Origin of the sequence: Leptotrichia sp. oral taxon 223, assembly GCF_013394795.1 — a bacterium.
In the GTDB taxonomy this organism is placed as follows: Bacteria; Fusobacteriota; Fusobacteriia; order Fusobacteriales; family Leptotrichiaceae; genus Leptotrichia.
Genome location: NZ_JABXYU010000001.1, coordinates 1339901 through 1356634, shown reverse-complemented (window position 1 = coordinate 1356634; position 16734 = coordinate 1339901). Strand labels below are relative to the sequence as shown.

Sequence of the window (16734 nt, the reverse complement as noted above, 5' to 3'; positions counted from 1 at the left end):
ATAGAATGGGAAAAATATTATTAGAAGTAAAGGACTTGAGTGTTTCTTTTAACACGTATGCCGGGGAAGTTCAGGCTCTTAGGAAAATCAACTTTTCCGTGGATCGTGGGGAAACGCTTGCAATCGTTGGAGAGTCTGGTTCAGGGAAATCAGTTTCCGTGCAAACAATTATGAAATTAATACCAATGCCGCCAGGGGAAATAAAAAATGGGGAAATCCTTTTTGAAGGGGAAGATTTGGTAAAGGCTTCGCCAGAGAGAATGAGACAGCTTCGTGGTGGAAAAATCGGAATGATATTTCAAGATCCTATGACATCTCTTAATCCGACAATTAAAGTTGGAAAGCAAATTATGGAAGGGATTCTAATTCATAAGGACGTAACAAAGGAAGAGGCAAAGCAGCAGGCCATTGAAATGCTTAGAAAAGTTGGCATTCCTAAACCAGAAGAAAGATTTCATCAGTATCCGCATGAATTTTCTGGAGGAATGCGACAAAGGGCGGTTATAGCCATTGCTCTTTCGTGCGAGCCGGACTTATTAATCTGTGACGAGCCGACAACAGCTCTGGACGTTACTATTCAGGCACAGATTCTAGATTTAATAAACGAATTAAAAAAAGAATTAAATATCGCTGTAATACTTATAACGCATGATTTGGGAGTGGTTGCTGAAACTGCTGACAGAGTGGTTGTCATGTATGCTGGAGAAAAGCTGGAAGAGGCTCCTGTAAGGGAACTTTTCAAAAATCCGAAACACCCATATACTTGGGGACTTTTGAAATCATTGCCAAGGCTGGATATGAAAATTGGAGAAAAACTGTCTTCTATTCCAGGAACTCCTCCAGATTTGTTAAAGCCGCCTGTAGGAGATCCATTTGCACCACGTTCTGAATATGCAATGAAAATTGACTATGAAAGAAAACCTCCGATGATTGACTTGGGAAATGGGCACCTTGTAAAATCATGGCTTTATGTCGATGGCGCTCCAAAAATAAAATCTCCTTTTGAATCAGAGGAATCTGATGAATCAGAAAATAAAGGAACGGAGGGGAAATAATGGCAGTTAACGAAAACAAAAAAGAAAAACTAATAGAAATGAAAAACTTAAAAAAATATTTTCCGATGAAAAAAAGACAAGTCTTAAAGGCTGTGGAAAATGTTACAATGGACATCTACAAAGGTGAAATTCTAAGTCTTGTAGGAGAATCAGGTTCTGGAAAAACTACACTTGGAAGAACTGTCAGCAGACTTTATGCAAAGACAAATGGTGATATTTTATTTAACGGAAAACCAGTGGAATCTTATGGAAGAAAGGAATTTACAAAAAAAGTCCAAATGATATTTCAAGATCCACAGGCTTCACTTAATCCAAGAATGACTGTTGGAGATATTATTGCCGAAGGAATTGATATTCACAAACTGGCAGCTTCAAAACAGGAGAGAATGGAAAGAGTTTATAAATTACTAGAAATTGTTGGCCTAAATAGAGAACATGCCAGCCGTTTCCCACATGAATTTTCTGGAGGGCAAAGACAGAGAATCGGGATTGCAAGGGCACTTGCAGTCAGTCCAGAAGTGCTAGTGTGTGATGAGCCAATTTCGGCTCTGGACGTGTCGATCCAGGCACAAGTCGTAAATTTGCTAAAGGATCTTCAAAAGGAAAGAAACTTGACTTTGCTATTTATTGCACATGATTTATCGATGGTAAAATATATTTCAGACAGAGTAGCGGTTATGTATCGTGGAAAAGTGGTGGAACTGGGAACTCCGGAAGTTGTTTACAGTAATCCTGTCCACAGCTACACGAAATCACTTATTTCTGCCGTACCAATAGCAGATCCTGATTACAAGAAAACAACAAAAATTGATATGGAGGAATCATATTTAAGAAGTCCAATGGGAGATGCCTCTGAAATAGGGATTATCCCCGAAACTCCTGAATTAACAGAATACCAGCCTGGACATTTTGTAGAAACTTCTTTCTTAAAGGAAAAGGGACTTATTTAAAAATCAAGTATTTTAAATATTTTAATGTTTCGAAATAATTTATTTATAAAAAACCAAAATTTTAGAAAGGAATTGTCGGGATATGAAAAAAATTTTTTTAGTATTTTGCTTAACGTTATCGATGTTTATTATTTCCTGCGGAAAAGGGAAAAAAGCATCGGGAAATTCAGTATCATTTAATATGGAAGCCGAGCCAACTTCGTTAGATCCTCAGATTTTGACTGATATGAGTGGAATTTTTATTACAAGCATGACTTATGAAAGTCTTGTAAGATTAAATGATAAAAATGAAATTGTCCCTGCCGGAGCCGAAAGCTGGACCAAGTCAGACGACGGAAAAGTATGGACATTTAAAATCAGACAAGGAATGAAATGGAGCAACGGAGATCCACTTACCGCCAAAGATTATTTTAACGGTATCAAAAGAGGCCTTGAACCTAAGACAGCTTCTGAATATGCGTTTCTTGCATACTATATTGAAAATGCGGAAAAATATAACACTGGTGCTTTAAAGGATTTTGGACAAGTTGGAATAAAGTTAAAAGACGACTACACGCTTGAATTTACTTTATCACAGCCTGCGCCATTTTTCCTGAAAATATTAATCATGCCAATTTATTTCCCAGTTAATGAAAAAGCATTGGCTGACAATGGTGAAAGCTATGCGACTGAAGCTAATAAATCTATTTACTGTGGACCTTTCACAATGGAAGAATGGGTACATGACAATAAGGTTGTTATGAAAAAAAATCCTAACTACTGGAATGCGCAAAATATAAAACTTGATACACTTACAGGTTTAATCGTAACTGACTTTGAAGCCGCCACAAATCTTTTTGAGAATAAAGAACTGGACTTGACAAAAATTTCAGTTGAAAAAATGGCAAACTATGAAGGAAAACCTGAATTACATAAGTTCCCTGACGGAAGAGTCTATTACTTAGGATTTAATACATCAAATCCTGTACTAAAAAATCTAAAAATTAGACAGGCATTATCACTTGCGATAAATAGGAAAGAATTAGTAAACAGTATCTTAAATGGTGCTGGAATTACTGCTTCTGGAATTGTTTCAAATGGGACAGCCGGTGAAAAAGGCGACTTCAGGGAAGAAGCCGGGGATTTATTTGCAGAATATGCAAATATTAATGTAAAACAGCTGTTTGAAGAAGGGTTGAAAGAGCTGAATATGACTCCTGCGCAAGTTAAACTGCATCTATTAGTAGATGAAAACGGAACTGGTAAAAAAGAAGCTGAATTTTACCAATCTCAATGGAAGGATAAATTAGGAATTGACGTGGAAGTGGAAGTTCTTACTAAAAAAGAAAGAATTGCACGTGCGAAAGCTGGGGAATTTGAGATTGTAAGATATGCCTGGGGACCTGACTATGCGGATCCAATGACTTACCTGGAAATGTTCCACTCAAAAGTAAAAGATCTTAACTTTGCAAAACATTCAAATCCTAAATATGATGAACTGATTGACTTAGCTACAGTTAATCAAGACAACAAAACAAGAATGGATGCAATGAAACAGGCTGAAAAATTATTAGCTGATGACTTCAGATATTCCGCACTTTATTATGAAGTGGGAGTTTATTTGATAAATCCTAAGTTAAAAGGCGTTGTAATACGTTCTGTCGGAGATTCTATTGATTTTTACAATGCATCCATAACAAAATAATTTTTATTTTTCCCGCTCAAATAAAAATTGTCTGGGCGGATAACTAAAATTAACAGCAAAACAATTTTTACTAAATTTAATTTAGACAAAAAGAAAGGGTGAGTGCGGATATGAAGAAAATATTACTAATCTTTACAATATTACTGGCTTTCGTAATTTCATGCGGAAAAAGCAGTGATTCAGAAACATTGAAACTCAACTTAAAGGAAGAGGGAAAATCTTATGATCCGCAGCTTGCAAATGATTCGACAGGAGAATTTGTTGACTCGCTTGTTACTGAAACATTGACAAGACAGGCAGAAGACGGAAAATCCCTTCCTGGTGTGGCAGAAACGTGGGAACACAATGAAAATTCAACAGTATGGACATTCCACTTGAGAAAAAATGCAAAATGGAGCAATGGTGACCCGATTACGGCAAAAGACTTTAGAGATGGCTGGGTTAGAGCATTAAAGCCTGAAACTGCAGGAGAATATGCAGACAAATTATTTTACATAAAAAATGCCGAACAATTCAATGCAGGAAAAATTAAAGATGAAGACCAGCTTGGCATAAAAGTCGTTGATGATTACACATTGGAAGTTACATTGAACAATCCGCTTACATACTTTGACTCAATTGTAAGAATACAGACTTATGCTCCTCTTAATAAAAAATTCTACGATAAAGTTGGAGAAAAGTATATGACATCTCCTGAAACATCAATTTCATCAGGTGTCTACACAATAAAATCCTGGACAAGGGATTCAGAAATTGTATTTGAAAAAAATGAAAATTACTGGAATAAAGACAATATCAAGTTGAAATTCGTAAAAATATTATTCATAAATGATGCAAATGCCAGTGTAAATGCCTTTAAAAATAAAGAAATTGATTCTACAAACATCTCTATTGAGCAGGCAAAGGAATTTAAGGATGACAAACGTAAACTGCTTACAAAGGATGGCTCTGTCTGGTATATGACATACAATATGAAAAATAAAGTTCTTGCCAACAAAAAAATCAGGCAGGCATTGTCACTCGCAGTTGACAGGGAAAAATTAATTACGGATGTGCTTGACAACACTGGGGAAGCCGCTTATACCTACACAACAAAAGGAGTAGGAATTATCGGCGTTTCAAAAGATTTCTCTGAAGAAGCGGGAAAAGTCTTTCCAGGTTACAATCCGCAAAAAGCAAAACAATTGCTGGCTGAAGGCCTAAAGGAGCTAGGATTACAAAAATTGCCTGAATTGACAATGATTTTCAATGATTCTGGAAACAACAAGGTAATTTCTGAGTATATTCAGGAAAGTTTAAGAACAAACTTAGGAGTAAACCTTGAAATTGAAGGAATGACATTCCAGTCAAGACTGGATAAAATGCAGCATAGAGATTATGAAATCGCCCTTGCAGGCTACAACGGAGATTATAACGACGCAATCACTTACTTAGATAGATTCCTGACAAAAGATGGAAACAACTATTCAGACTACTCAAACCCACGTTACGATGAGCTTGTGAAAAAAGTTAAAAGTTCCGGGAATCAGGAAGAAAGAGTAAAAGATATGATTGAAATGGAAAAAATAATCGCCCAGGATATGCCAGTGGGACTGCTTTACTACAGACAAAATACAAAATTGTTGAATCCAAAAGTTCATAATATTGTATTCAGTCCAATAGGAAAAGATTTCGTGCTTGACAATACTTACATAAAATAATTAAATTAAAGAATAAAGGCAGGTTTAGCATATTGCTTAAACGTATATTTCTAAACTTGCCTATGAGATAATTTTGTTTATAAAAAAATATAATAATATAGAGGGAGAATTTTTATGAAAAAGATGTTATTTTTATTGATGATGCTAGTTTTCGTCATGTCCTGCGGAAAAGGTGGAGGAAGCAGCAAAACATTCACATTAAACTTGTCGGATGAGCCAAAATCTATCGATCCGCAATTATCAACAGACATTTTAGGCGGAACAGTTGATGATCTTATAACGGAAGGACTAACTAGAAAAGGCAAAGACGGAACGTTTGTGCCAGGACTTGCTGAAAAATGGGATAAATCTGCTGACGGACTTGTATGGACATTTCATTTAAGAGACGGGATAAAATGGAGCAATGGTGATCCAATTACTGCAAACGACTTTAAAAATGGATGGCTTCGTGCATTAAAACCTGAAACAGCTTCAGAATACGCTTATATGCTTTATGCAATAAAGAATGCTGAAAATTACAACAAGAAAAAAGGAACTGCTGAACAAGTTGGAATAAAAGTTATTGATGATAAAACTCTGGAAGTAACATTGGAAGCTCCAGTTCCATATTTTGACAGTCTAGTGGCATTTAAGACATATGCACCTCTAAATCAGAAATTCTTTGATGAAACAGGTGACAAATATTTTACAGAAGCTGATAAGACTGTATCTTCAGGAGCATACACTATGGAAAGCTGGACACACGGATCAGAAATGACATTCAAAAAAAATCCTAACTACTGGGATAATAGCAATGTAAATCTTGAAACTGTCGTATATAAAATAATTCCTGATAATAATTCAGCATTAAACGCATTTAATAACAAGGAAGTAGATGTAACTGCCATTACATCCGAACAGGCAAAAGGATTTAAGGACAATCCGAAAATGGTTTCTAAAAATGATGGTTCAGTATGGTATCTGCTATTTAACTTTAATAACAAGACATTGGCAAACTTGAAAATCAGAAAAGCACTTCTTATGGCAATCGACAGGGAAGGACTTGTAAACAATGTATTAAATGGATATGGAACAGCAGCAAAGACATTTGTTCCAAAAGGAATTGGAATAAAGGGGCTTAATGACAAGGACTTTACAGAAGGTGTTCCAACTTCAATTCTTGCATACAATCCTCAGGAAGCCAAAAAATTGCTTGAAGAAGGGCTGAAAGAAACAGGAGCAACTAAATTCCCTAGTATGTCTATGCTAATTAATGAAAGCGGAAATAACAAAGTTATCGCTGAATATATTCAGGAGCAATTAAGAAAAAATTTAGGTATTGAACTAAGTTTGGAAGCAATGACTGCTCAAGAAAGATTTTCAAGAATGAGCCAAAAGAATTTTGATATGGTATTTGCAGGATGGTCTGGAGATTACCCTGACGCAATTACATACCTTGACTTATTTGAATCGTCAGGCGGAAATAATCACGGTTCATACAAAAATCCTCAATATGACGCATTAGTTAAAACTGTAAGAAGTACAGCTGATCAGAATGTAAGAATTCCTGCACTTATACAAATTGAAAAAATAATCGCAGAAGATGTACCAGTTGGCGTGCTTTTCCACAGAGAAAAACAATATCTAGTTGATAAAAAAGTGAACGGGCTTGGATTTACTCCAATTGGCGGAGAATTCTACTTTGGAAGCCTATCATTGAAATAACAGCTATTTAGGGGCGTAACAGCCCCCTTGGCTAATTATTCTTGAAAAAAGAGGAGGAAACATATTAATGAAAAAATTGTTCTTTGTATTGACATTACTGATGTTTGTATTTTCATGTGGAAATAAAAATGGAGGTAATGGCAGCACATTCACATTAAATATTGTTACAGAGCCAACTTCGATTGATCCTCAAATAACTACGGATATTCCTGGCGGGACTGTTGATGAATTGATTTTGGAAGGACTTTTGAGAAAAGATAAAGATGGAAAATCGGTGGCTGGAATCGCTGAAAAATGGGAAAAGTCAGAAGACGGGCTTGTGTGGACATTTCATTTAAGAGATGGAGTAAAATGGAGCAACGGCGATCCTGTTACTGCAAACGACTTTAAAGCGGGATGGCTTCGTGGATTAAATCCTGATACAGCGGCAGGTAACGCAAGTATGCTATTCGTAATAAAAAATGGAGAAAACTATAATTCTAAAAAAGTTTCAGAAAATGAGGTTGGAATAAAAGTTATTGACGATAAAACTTTACAAGTAACTTTGGAAGCACCTACTCCATATTTTGATGACTTAGTTACATTCAAATCATTCATGCCGTTAAATCAGAAATATTACAATGAGGTAAAGGATAAATACTTTACAGAAGCTGAATACACAATTGCAAACGGCCCTTATACATTGGAAAGCTGGACTCACGATTCAGAACTGAAGTTCAAGAAAAATCCTAATTACTGGGATGCCAGCAATGTAAAGACAGACAATGTCATATTAAAAATGATTGCTACAGATTCAGCTGTAAACGCCTTTAAAAATAAAGAAGTTGACGTAACTTCCGTTACATTTGAGCAGGCAAAGGAATTTATTGGAAAAAAAGAACTTGTAAAAGCAGATGATGGCGGAATTTACTATTTACTATTCAACACAGGCGAAAATGTGTTTAAGAATGCAAAAGTAAGACGGGCATTAACTATGGCAATAAACAGGGAAGAACTTGTAAATAAAGTTCTTGAAGGTTCCGAAAAAACTACTAAGGCATTCACCCCAAGTGGAATTGGATTAAATGGACTTGAGAAAGACTTTGCTTCTGAAGTTACAACTGACCAGCCTAAATTTAACGCAGAAGAAGCCAAGAAACTACTAGCCGAAGGACTTAGGGAAGAAGGGCTGTCAGAACTTCCAAGATTTGAAATTTTATTTAACGATACAGGAAGCAGAAAAGCCATTGCTGAATATATTCAGGAAAATTTAAGAAACAACTTAGGTGCAAATGTTGAATTAGACGTTGTAACTGGTAAGGAACGTATTGAAAGAACTAAAAAACGTGATTATCAGATTGCACTTATGAACTGGACTGGCGATTTCCTAGATCCAATTACATATTTAGATTTATTTGAAAGCAAAAACGCAAACAATCGTGGAGATTTCAAAAATGCAAGATATGATGAGCTAACAAAAATTGTAAAAGGCTCTGCTGATCCAAAAGTAAGAGTTCCAGCAATGATAGAAATGGAAAAACTTATCTCTGAAGAGCAGCCTGTTACAATCTTGTTCCAGAAACAAAAACTTTACTTAGTAAATCCAAAAGTTAAAAATTTAGGATTCGTATCAATTGGTGGAGAGTTCTTTATAAGAGATGTTGTAATGAATTAACTTAACGTAATGTTTTATTAAATACATTTTACTATTTACAAAATTTAACAGAAAATTTTTCTAGTAAATTTTTTATAAATTTTAGTTATTTTAAGCACTACAATTAATATGACTAAATTAAAAATATAAAAAATAAGAGGAAATATAATTTTATGAAAAATAAATTTATCCTGCTGGATAGAGATGGTGTAATAAATGTGGAAAAATCATATTTATATAAAATCGAAGATTTTGAATATGAAAAAAATGTAATCGAAGGACTTAGGAAATTACGCGATTTAGGCTATAAATTTGCGATTATAACAAATCAGTCGGGAATTGCGAGAGGCTATTACACGGAAGTGGATTATTTAAAACTACAGGATTTTGTTGAAAAAGATTTGCTGAAAAATGGCATAAAAATTGAAAAATCATATTTTTGTCCACATCACCCAAATGCGGCTGGAAAATATGGCATTGAATGTAATTGTCGAAAACCAAATACCGGCAATTTTGAATTGGCAATAGATGAATTTAATATTGATACAGAAAAGTCCTTTATGATAGGCGACAAGATAACTGATTTAATTCCTGCGGAAAAGTTGGGAATCACACCAGTTCTAGTAAAAACAGGCTATGGACTAAAAAGTCTTGAAAAATTAAAGAATACCAACTTAAATCCAATTATTGCAAATGATATCCTGGATTTTGCAAAAATTCTAAAAAATAGAAAATAAATTTAAAAAGGGCATTATTCAAATTGTAATGTCCTTTTTAATGTACTAAACCTCATTAAAAAATAAAAATTGTACTAATTACAAGAAATTTCAAATACTTACTAAATCATATATAATTCAAAATTTATAAAATATCTACTATTTAAATAAGGAACAGTATTATTTATTATATAATTTTGCTTTTTCTTCCAAAAGTAAAAAATTCACAGTTCGATTTACATATCCAATGGAAAAATTTTTAATTTTTTGTCTATATAACGTATTTGCATATTTAATTATTAATTTTTTATTTGAATTTATAAAATTTAATTGATCAAAAACTAAATTTTTATATTTTGTATCAATCTCATGATTTATGTCGTATTTCTTAATAACTGATTTATCATACACAGGAACCATACTGCTCAACTTTATTTTTCCAAGTAAAGTTATTTCTCCTGATTTTGATTTAACAATTCTCACTATCGGAATAATAGATTTTCTTATAGCTCCATTTAAATAATCCGTTTGACTAGGTGATGACAAAGGTGCTATATAATCACAATCGTTAATTTTTAATAAAATTCCCAAATACTTTCTTGTATGTCTATATTTTTCCCCTAATCTATTTAATACCCTGTCATCAAAGGACTTTAAATAATCAAGGTAACTATCACTTATTTCATATAATTTCATTTTTCCCCCCTATATTTACAGAAAAAGCTACCATAAACGGTAGCTTGAATTTACAACTCCTCACTTCTTGGTGGCGGATCACCTGAATTTACAACTCCTCACTTCTTGGTGGTGGATCACCTGAATTTACAACTCCTCACTTCTTGGTGGTGGATCACCTGAATTTAATTATTTATCTCTTTAATTAATATTATCATTTTTTCAATAAAGATGTCAAGATTTTTTCTATATTTAAAATTTTTATAAACGTAATTCTTTTATAAAATCACACTTATGCCTTTATAATAAATTTAATCTTTCATAGAATAATCTTTTAATTAAAAGTTTATGAAAACCATTGACTTTTTGAAAAAATGTGGGATAATATTAGTGTAGGGAAAAAATAATGTTGAATATAATTATAAACAATTGTATAGTTAAAATGATAAGGGACATGTATATTGAAGGTATGACCACATAGACTTTCAAAATACATTTTTAAAAAATATTCACTATAAAATTGTAATTTTTTGATACATACTCATATAAACCGTAATTTATTTTGAGTAAATCATTAAAATCTTTTTAGATTAATTTTTAAAATAAAATTATTATAAATTTAACATCACCCAAAAAATTCAAAATCAAAATATTTAAAATTAAAGTTTTAAAAATTAATATTATTTTGTCTTTCCCTACATAGTGTAGGGATTTTTATTATCTGAGTTTATAAAAAAATTGACAAATAAAAATACAAAAATATTATTAAAATTTTAAAATCTAAAATTTCTAAAATATGGAGGAAAGATCATGAAAAAATTAACAAAAGACTTGGAAAAATTAGGAATTGTAAATGTGGCACAAATTTATAGAAACTTGACACCGGCAGAATTAATTGAGCATGCCTTAAAAAGAGGGGAAGGAACATTATCAGATACTGGAGCCTTGGTTATAACAACAGGAAAATATACTGGACGTTCACCTAAAGACAAATATATTGTTGATACTCCAGGTATTCATGAAAGCATAGCTTGGGGAAATGTAAATAAGCCAATTGAAAAAGAAAAATTTGATTCTATTTATAGTAAATTAATTGCATATTTGCAAAATCGGGAAATATTCATATTTGACGGGATGGCAGGTGCAGATCCAGCTTGCAGACGGAAATTCAGAATAATAAATGAGCAGGCAAGCCAAAACCTATTTATCCATCAATTACTGATACGTCCAACAGAAGAAGAGCTGAATGATTATGGACATGCCGACTTTACAATCATTGCAGCACCTGGATTTAAATGCAATGCCAAAATCGATGGAATAAACTCATCAGCCACAATAATTATTGATTATGAAGCGAAAGTTGGAATTATATGTGGAACAGGATATTCAGGAGAAATTAAAAAAAGCGTATTTTCAATAATGAACTTGTTAATGCCTAAAATTGACGTGTTGCCTATGCACTGTTCTGCCAATATGGATCCAAAAACTGGACAAACTGCGATATTTTTTGGATTGTCAGGAACTGGGAAAACCACTCTTTCAACAGATCCTAACCGTAAATTAATCGGAGATGACGAACATGGCTGGTCTGATCACAGTATTTTCAATTTTGAAGGAGGATGTTATGCAAAATGTATAAATCTTGATCCAAAACATGAGCCAGATATTTTCAATGCAATAAAATTTGGAAGTTTAGTTGAAAATGTTATAATGAATCCTAAAACACGGGAACTTGACTTTTATGATAAAAGCTTGACGGAAAATACAAGGGTTGGTTATCCAATTAATCATATAAAAAATGCGCAAATTCCAGGAATTGGCGGAATCCCTAGCGTTATAATATTCCTGACAGCAGATGCTTTTGGAGTTTTGCCTCCTATTTCCAGACTTTCAAGAGATGCGGCAATCTATCATTTTGTAACAGGATTTACATCTAAGCTGGCTGGAACGGAACGTGGAATTACAGAGCCGCAGCCTACATTCTCAACTTGCTTTGGAGAGCCGTTTATGCCATTAGATCCATCAGTCTATGCGGAAATGCTAGGTAAAAAAATAGAACTTCATAACACAAGAGTATTCCTGATAAATACAGGATGGTCCGGCGGTCCCTACGGTGTCGGAACCCGTATGAATTTAAAATATACAAGAGCAATGGTTACAGCGGCGTTAAACGGCGAACTGGATGAAGTGGAATATAGACACGACGACATTTTCAACGTGGAAATCCCGCAATATTGCCCAAACGTTCCAAGCGAACTGTTAAACCCAATAGACACTTGGGCAAATAAGGAAGCATATGATGCAGCGGCAAAAAAATTGGCTAAAATGTTCAGGGAAAACTTTGCAGCAAAATATCCAAATATGCCAGAACATATTGTAAATGCAGGGCCAGTATTTTTTGAATAGCAATTTTTAAATGTTTACTAAACAATGGAGGAATTTATGGAGAAAGTAAAAATAACGGAAACATCATTAAGGGACGGACATCAGTCACTTATGGCAACGAGAATGACTACTGCCGAAATGCTTCCAATAATAGAAACTATGGATAAAGTCGGATATCACGCAATGGAAGTCTGGGGCGGCGCAACTTATGATGCGGCAATCAGATTTTTGCATGAAGATCCTTGGGAAAGATTAAGAGAAATTAGAAAACGGGCTAAAAATACAAAATTGCAGATGCTGCTGAGAGGGCAGAACTTGTTAGGATATCGGCATTATGCAGATGATATTGTAGATAAGTTTGTGGAGCTTTCAATAAAAAATGGTATTGATATTATTAGGACATTTGATGCTTTAAATGATACGAGAAATATAAGGAAAGCATCAGAAAGTACGAAAAAATATGGAGGACACAGCCAGCTTGCAATTTGTTACACAATAAGCCCTGTTCACACAATAGAATATTACAAAAAGCTGGCGCTCGAAATGCAGAGCATGGGTGCAGATTCCATCGCTATAAAGGATATGTCAGGAATTTTATTGCCTAATGCGGCATATATATTGGTCACTGAACTAAAAAGCATTTTGAATATTCCGCTTGAACTGCATACACATTCTACCGCAGGACTTGCTGAAATGAGCATAATAGAAGCCATTGATGCAGGAGTGGATATTGTAGATACCGCCATTTCTCCATTTGGCGGAGGAACTTCGCAGCCATGTACAGAGCCGCTTGTAAGAACGTTGCAGGGTACAGAATACGACACTGGCCTAAATTTGGAACTTTTAAAGGAAGTAGCAGAATATTTCAAACCAATAAGAAAAAAATATATTGATAACGGAACATTAAACCCGAAGGCTTTGGGAGTAGAGCCGAATATCGTGGAATATCAGTTGCCAGGGGGAATGCTTTCGAACTTGCTGTCGCAACTGAAATCACAGGGAGCAGAAGACAAATATGAAGCGGTGCTTCGTGAAATCCCAAGAGTCCGAAAAGATATGGGCTATCCGCCTCTCGTAACTCCAATGAGCCAAATGGTTGGAACTCAGTCAGTTATGAATATTTTAACCGGGAAAAAATATCATATGATTCCTAAAGAAATAAAGGATTATGTAAAAGGAATGTATGGAAAATCTCCCGTTCCAATTTCTGAAAAAATTAAAAAAACTGTAATTGGAGATGAAGAAGTGTTTACCGGGCGTCCTGCCGATCTGCTAAAGGATGAGTATGATACGATGAAAGCTGAAATTGGAGATTTGGCAAAATCTGATGAGGATGTACTGACTTATGCGTGCTTTCCACAAATTGCCAAAGGTTATTTAAAAGAAAAATATTCTGAAAAAAAAGATAAGGAAGGTAAAATAAATAATAAAGAGGAGGTGAAAATTCAAAACATTAATGTAATTTTTTAAAAAATTTTTAAGTAAAAATAAATTTTTATGGGTATTGCTTATTTAGGATAGTCAAAAACTAAAGCAAAAGTTTAGGCTATGCAGCTCAAATTTAGCGTTTGAGTCTGTTCAAAAGAGAGGTGAAAAGATGAATTTAGATATTGAATATTTCAAAAACAAATTAAAGGATGTATCAGAATGGTATGAAAATACTAGTTGGAATAAAAAAACACTACTCGAAAAAATATCAGAACTGGAAATAGAAATCAATAAGACACGTGATGAAGAACACTTGATAGACTGGGATAAATTAACACGTCTGGAAGAACAAATTATAACTGATATGGTTCATTTAAGAAATAAAATGAAACTTTCCCACAAGGAAAAATTTGACAGTTATTACAAGATAAAATGAACAATAGTAAAACCAAGCTTAGAAGTTATGACTATACTGCTCAAATTCCAAGATTATTTAATTTTATCAGCTTGGCATTAAAGAGGGCAAGCATAAAATAAAACATAAAACTTTATAGGTTTGAGTTTAAAAACTTGAAAGGAATAATTAAAATATGAAAAGTATTTTATTTGGCAATTCGGCTGTATCAATCGGAGATGCTGTTTATATTACTGTTGTAAGTATGTTAATCGTCTTTTTCATATTGTTTTTAATTTCATTTGTACTGTCGTTTTTTAAATATTTTCCAAATTCTGAGCAAATAAATCAGAATACTGTAAATAAAAAAATAAATGACAGCAGAACTTTTCAAAATTCAGAAAAAGCTGACTCAAAAAGAACTGCTAATGAAAAAAAATTCAGTATAGAAAAAATAAAAGATGAAACTATGATGGCAGCAATGATGGCGGCTCTGATTGAAGCGGCTGGAGAAAATGAGAACTGCTTTATAAGAGTAAAAAACGTAAGAGAAATCAAGTAAACTTTGATAAACAAGGAGTAGACAAATATGATTAAATTATACAAAATTAGAATTGGAGAGAAAGTTTATGAAGTGGAAGTGGAAGCCGTTTCAGAAAAAGAGGGTTCTATTGCAACTTCAAAGGATGTAAAAAATGAACCAGAGGAAAAAAGGAATGAACATAATTCAGTACAGGACAATATTAGCAATTCCAGTGAAAATGGTGAAGCCATAAATGCACCTATGCAGGGACTTATTGTTGATGTAAAAGTTGAACCTGGACAAAAAATAAAAACTGGAGACGAAGTTGTCATTCTGGAAGCCATGAAAATGGAAAATCCCATTGTGGCACCAAAGGACGGTACAGTCCTTGCAGTTAAAGTATCAAAGGGAAGCACTGTAAACACTGGTGATACTTTAGTAATATTATCATAAGAACATTTTTAATTCATCTTTATATTCTCAAAAACAACAATCGATTTTATAGTAACACCACTTTAAATTTAAGTACAGCAATTTATGGTACTACATCACTATAAAACCTGAAAGAAAGGAATGGTTTTGAAATGGAATTGCTAAAAATTCTTTACGGAACAACAGGATTGTCAATGATAACTGCAAAACAGATTATTATGATAATAATAGCCTTAACTCTATTATACCTGGCAATAAAAAAACAATATGAACCATATTTACTGCTTCCAATTTCTTTTGGAATGCTGCTGGCAAACTTGCCTGCCGTGGCAAATGAAGGACTTATGGAAAAAGGCGGACTTTTATATTATCTTTATCAGGGGGTAAAGCTTGGAATTTATCCGCCACTGATATTTCTAGCAATAGGAGCAAGTACAGATTTTGGACCGCTTATCGCAAATCCAAAAAGTTTGCTGTTAGGAGCCGCTGCGCAATTTGGAATTTTTGTGGCATTTATAGGGGCAATTTTACTTGGATTAACTGGAAGGGAAGCCGGTTCAATTGGAATCATAGGGGGAGCTGACGGACCAACTGCCATTTACACCACAACAAAATTAGCTCCTCATTTGCTAGGTTCCATAGCTATTGCAGCCTATTCCTACATGGCTCTCGTCCCTGTTATCCAGCCACCGATTATAAAACTTTTGACAACAAAAAAGGAAAGAATGGTGGAAATGACACAACTGCGATTTGTAAGCCAGCGTGAAAAGATTATTTTCCCAATAGCGGTAACAATTATCGTAATTCTTTTAGTTCCATCATCAGCACCGTTAATTGGAATGCTAATGCTGGGAAATCTTATAAAGGAAGCCGGAATTGTTTCAAATCTGGTTGAGCATGTGCGAGGGGCATTGCTTTACTGTATAACAATTGTATTGGGAATGACAGTTGGAGCAACAGCCAATGCAGAAACTTTCTTAAGTTTTAAGACAATAAATATCATTATTTTAGGATTAATCGCATTTTCCTTTGGAACAGTAGGAGGAGTAATATTTGGAAAAATAATGTATAAGTTTACAAAAGGAAAAGTAAATCCAATGATTGGAGCGGCAGGAGTTTCCGCAGTACCAATGGCAGCAAGAGTTGTACAAAAAATAGGACAACAGGAAAATCCAAAAAATTTTCTGCTAATGCACGCAATGGGACCAAATATAGCCGGAGTAATCGGCTCAGCAGTTGCAGCAGGGGTTCTTTTAATCATATTCAAATAAAAAATTATTGCTCTCATTTAGTATAATTAGTATAATTAGAAGGACTAAAATTATTTAATTATATTTAATGAGAGGTTTTTTATTTTATTAAATTTTGGAGGCTCTATTTTAAACAGGCTTATACGCATAATAAATAATCGGTAAAAAACATATTTTTTGAAAATTATGATATAAAATTATTTAA

14 protein-coding genes are annotated in these 16734 nt (G+C 33.8%); 13 read left to right on the top strand and 1 reads right to left on the bottom strand.

All coding sequences use genetic code 11. The features are described 5' to 3' along the window. The first annotated feature begins 5 nt into the window (after positions 1–5). The 7 genes from HW275_RS06700 to HW275_RS06670 all read left to right on the top strand — a co-directional run bounded on the left by HW275_RS06700 (position 6) and on the right by HW275_RS06670 (position 9463). Positions 6–1055, top strand: a complete 1050-nt coding sequence (locus HW275_RS06700; RefSeq protein WP_178935798.1) for an ABC transporter ATP-binding protein — start codon at positions 6–8, stop codon at positions 1053–1055. Beyond that, positions 1055–2005 (top strand): ABC transporter ATP-binding protein, encoded by a 951-nt coding sequence (locus HW275_RS06695; RefSeq protein ID WP_178935797.1) that lies wholly within the window; start codon positions 1055–1057, stop codon positions 2003–2005. Before HW275_RS06700 ends, HW275_RS06695 begins: the two co-directional genes overlap by 1 nt. An 82-nt stretch (positions 2006–2087) precedes the next feature. After that, complete coding sequence (locus HW275_RS06690; protein ID WP_178935796.1) at positions 2088–3689, top strand: peptide ABC transporter substrate-binding protein; 1602 nt, start codon at positions 2088–2090, stop codon at positions 3687–3689. 110 nt (positions 3690–3799) lie between these two features. Next, the gene (locus tag HW275_RS06685; protein WP_178935795.1) at positions 3800–5389 is read left to right on the top strand and encodes an ABC transporter substrate-binding protein; all 1590 of its coding nucleotides are present in this window, start codon (positions 3800–3802) and stop codon (positions 5387–5389) included. Between the two features lie 114 nt (positions 5390–5503). Continuing rightward, positions 5504–7093, top strand: coding sequence for a peptide ABC transporter substrate-binding protein (locus HW275_RS06680; protein WP_178935794.1), 1590 nt, complete (start codon positions 5504–5506; stop codon positions 7091–7093). Between the two features lie 67 nt (positions 7094–7160). Then, complete coding sequence (locus HW275_RS06675) at positions 7161–8747, top strand: peptide ABC transporter substrate-binding protein (protein WP_178935793.1); 1587 nt, start codon at positions 7161–7163, stop codon at positions 8745–8747. Between the two features lie 152 nt (positions 8748–8899). Then, positions 8900–9463 (top strand): D-glycero-beta-D-manno-heptose 1,7-bisphosphate 7-phosphatase, encoded by a 564-nt coding sequence (locus HW275_RS06670; protein ID WP_178935792.1) that lies wholly within the window; start codon positions 8900–8902, stop codon positions 9461–9463. A gap of 159 nt (positions 9464–9622) precedes the next feature. On the opposite strand, the gene HW275_RS06665 is transcribed toward HW275_RS06670, so the two are convergent. Then, entirely contained in the window at positions 9623–10138 is a 516-nt protein-coding gene (locus HW275_RS06665; RefSeq protein WP_178935791.1) for a type III toxin-antitoxin system ToxN/AbiQ family toxin, read from the bottom strand. Between the two features lie 789 nt (positions 10139–10927). Here HW275_RS06665 and pckA point away from each other — a divergent pair. The 6 genes from pckA to HW275_RS06635 all read left to right on the top strand — a co-directional run bounded on the left by pckA (position 10928) and on the right by HW275_RS06635 (position 16550). After that, complete coding sequence (gene pckA / locus HW275_RS06660; protein WP_178935790.1) at positions 10928–12523, top strand: phosphoenolpyruvate carboxykinase (ATP); 1596 nt, start codon at positions 10928–10930, stop codon at positions 12521–12523. Between the two features lie 36 nt (positions 12524–12559). Then, a complete protein-coding gene (locus tag HW275_RS06655; protein WP_178935789.1) occupies positions 12560–13972 on the top strand; it encodes an oxaloacetate decarboxylase subunit alpha in 1413 nt (470 codons plus the stop codon). A gap of 127 nt (positions 13973–14099) precedes the next feature. Then, positions 14100–14366 (top strand): hypothetical protein, encoded by a 267-nt coding sequence (locus tag HW275_RS06650; protein WP_178935788.1) that lies wholly within the window; start codon positions 14100–14102, stop codon positions 14364–14366. Between the two features lie 154 nt (positions 14367–14520). After that, positions 14521–14886: an OadG family protein gene (locus tag HW275_RS06645; protein WP_178935787.1), complete on the top strand. Its 366-nt coding sequence runs from the start codon at positions 14521–14523 to the stop codon at positions 14884–14886. Positions 14887–14913: 27 nt separating this feature from the next. Continuing rightward, positions 14914–15300 carry a biotin/lipoyl-containing protein gene (locus HW275_RS06640; protein WP_178935786.1) on the top strand — a complete coding sequence of 129 codons (387 nt, stop codon included), beginning with the start codon at positions 14914–14916 and terminating at the stop codon, positions 15298–15300. A 131-nt stretch (positions 15301–15431) separates the two neighbouring features. Continuing rightward, positions 15432–16550, top strand: coding sequence for a sodium ion-translocating decarboxylase subunit beta (locus HW275_RS06635; protein ID WP_178935785.1), 1119 nt, complete (start codon positions 15432–15434; stop codon positions 16548–16550). Positions 16551–16734 lie beyond the last annotated feature (184 nt).

Excerpts from the sequence above, each read along its gene's own strand:
- HW275_RS06700 (WP_178935798.1), top strand. The coding sequence starts at position 6 with ATGGGAAAAATATTATTAGAAGTAAAGGACTTGAGTGTTTCTTTTAAC.
- HW275_RS06695 (WP_178935797.1), top strand. The coding sequence starts at position 1,055 with ATGGCAGTTAACGAAAACAAAAAAGAAAAACTAATAGAAATGAAAAAC.
- HW275_RS06690 (WP_178935796.1), top strand. The coding sequence starts at position 2,088 with ATGAAAAAAATTTTTTTAGTATTTTGCTTAACGTTATCGATGTTTATT.
- HW275_RS06685 (WP_178935795.1), top strand. The coding sequence starts at position 3,800 with ATGAAGAAAATATTACTAATCTTTACAATATTACTGGCTTTCGTAATT.
- HW275_RS06680 (WP_178935794.1), top strand. The coding sequence starts at position 5,504 with ATGAAAAAGATGTTATTTTTATTGATGATGCTAGTTTTCGTCATGTCC.
- HW275_RS06675 (WP_178935793.1), top strand. The coding sequence starts at position 7,161 with ATGAAAAAATTGTTCTTTGTATTGACATTACTGATGTTTGTATTTTCA.
- HW275_RS06670 (WP_178935792.1), top strand. The coding sequence starts at position 8,900 with ATGAAAAATAAATTTATCCTGCTGGATAGAGATGGTGTAATAAATGTG.
- HW275_RS06665 (WP_178935791.1), bottom strand. The coding sequence starts at position 10,138 with ATGAAATTATATGAAATAAGTGATAGTTACCTTGATTATTTAAAGTCC.
- pckA (WP_178935790.1), top strand. The coding sequence starts at position 10,928 with ATGAAAAAATTAACAAAAGACTTGGAAAAATTAGGAATTGTAAATGTG.
- HW275_RS06655 (WP_178935789.1), top strand. The coding sequence starts at position 12,560 with ATGGAGAAAGTAAAAATAACGGAAACATCATTAAGGGACGGACATCAG.
- HW275_RS06650 (WP_178935788.1), top strand. The coding sequence starts at position 14,100 with ATGAATTTAGATATTGAATATTTCAAAAACAAATTAAAGGATGTATCA.
- HW275_RS06645 (WP_178935787.1), top strand. The coding sequence starts at position 14,521 with ATGAAAAGTATTTTATTTGGCAATTCGGCTGTATCAATCGGAGATGCT.
- HW275_RS06640 (WP_178935786.1), top strand. The coding sequence starts at position 14,914 with ATGATTAAATTATACAAAATTAGAATTGGAGAGAAAGTTTATGAAGTG.
- HW275_RS06635 (WP_178935785.1), top strand. The coding sequence starts at position 15,432 with ATGGAATTGCTAAAAATTCTTTACGGAACAACAGGATTGTCAATGATA.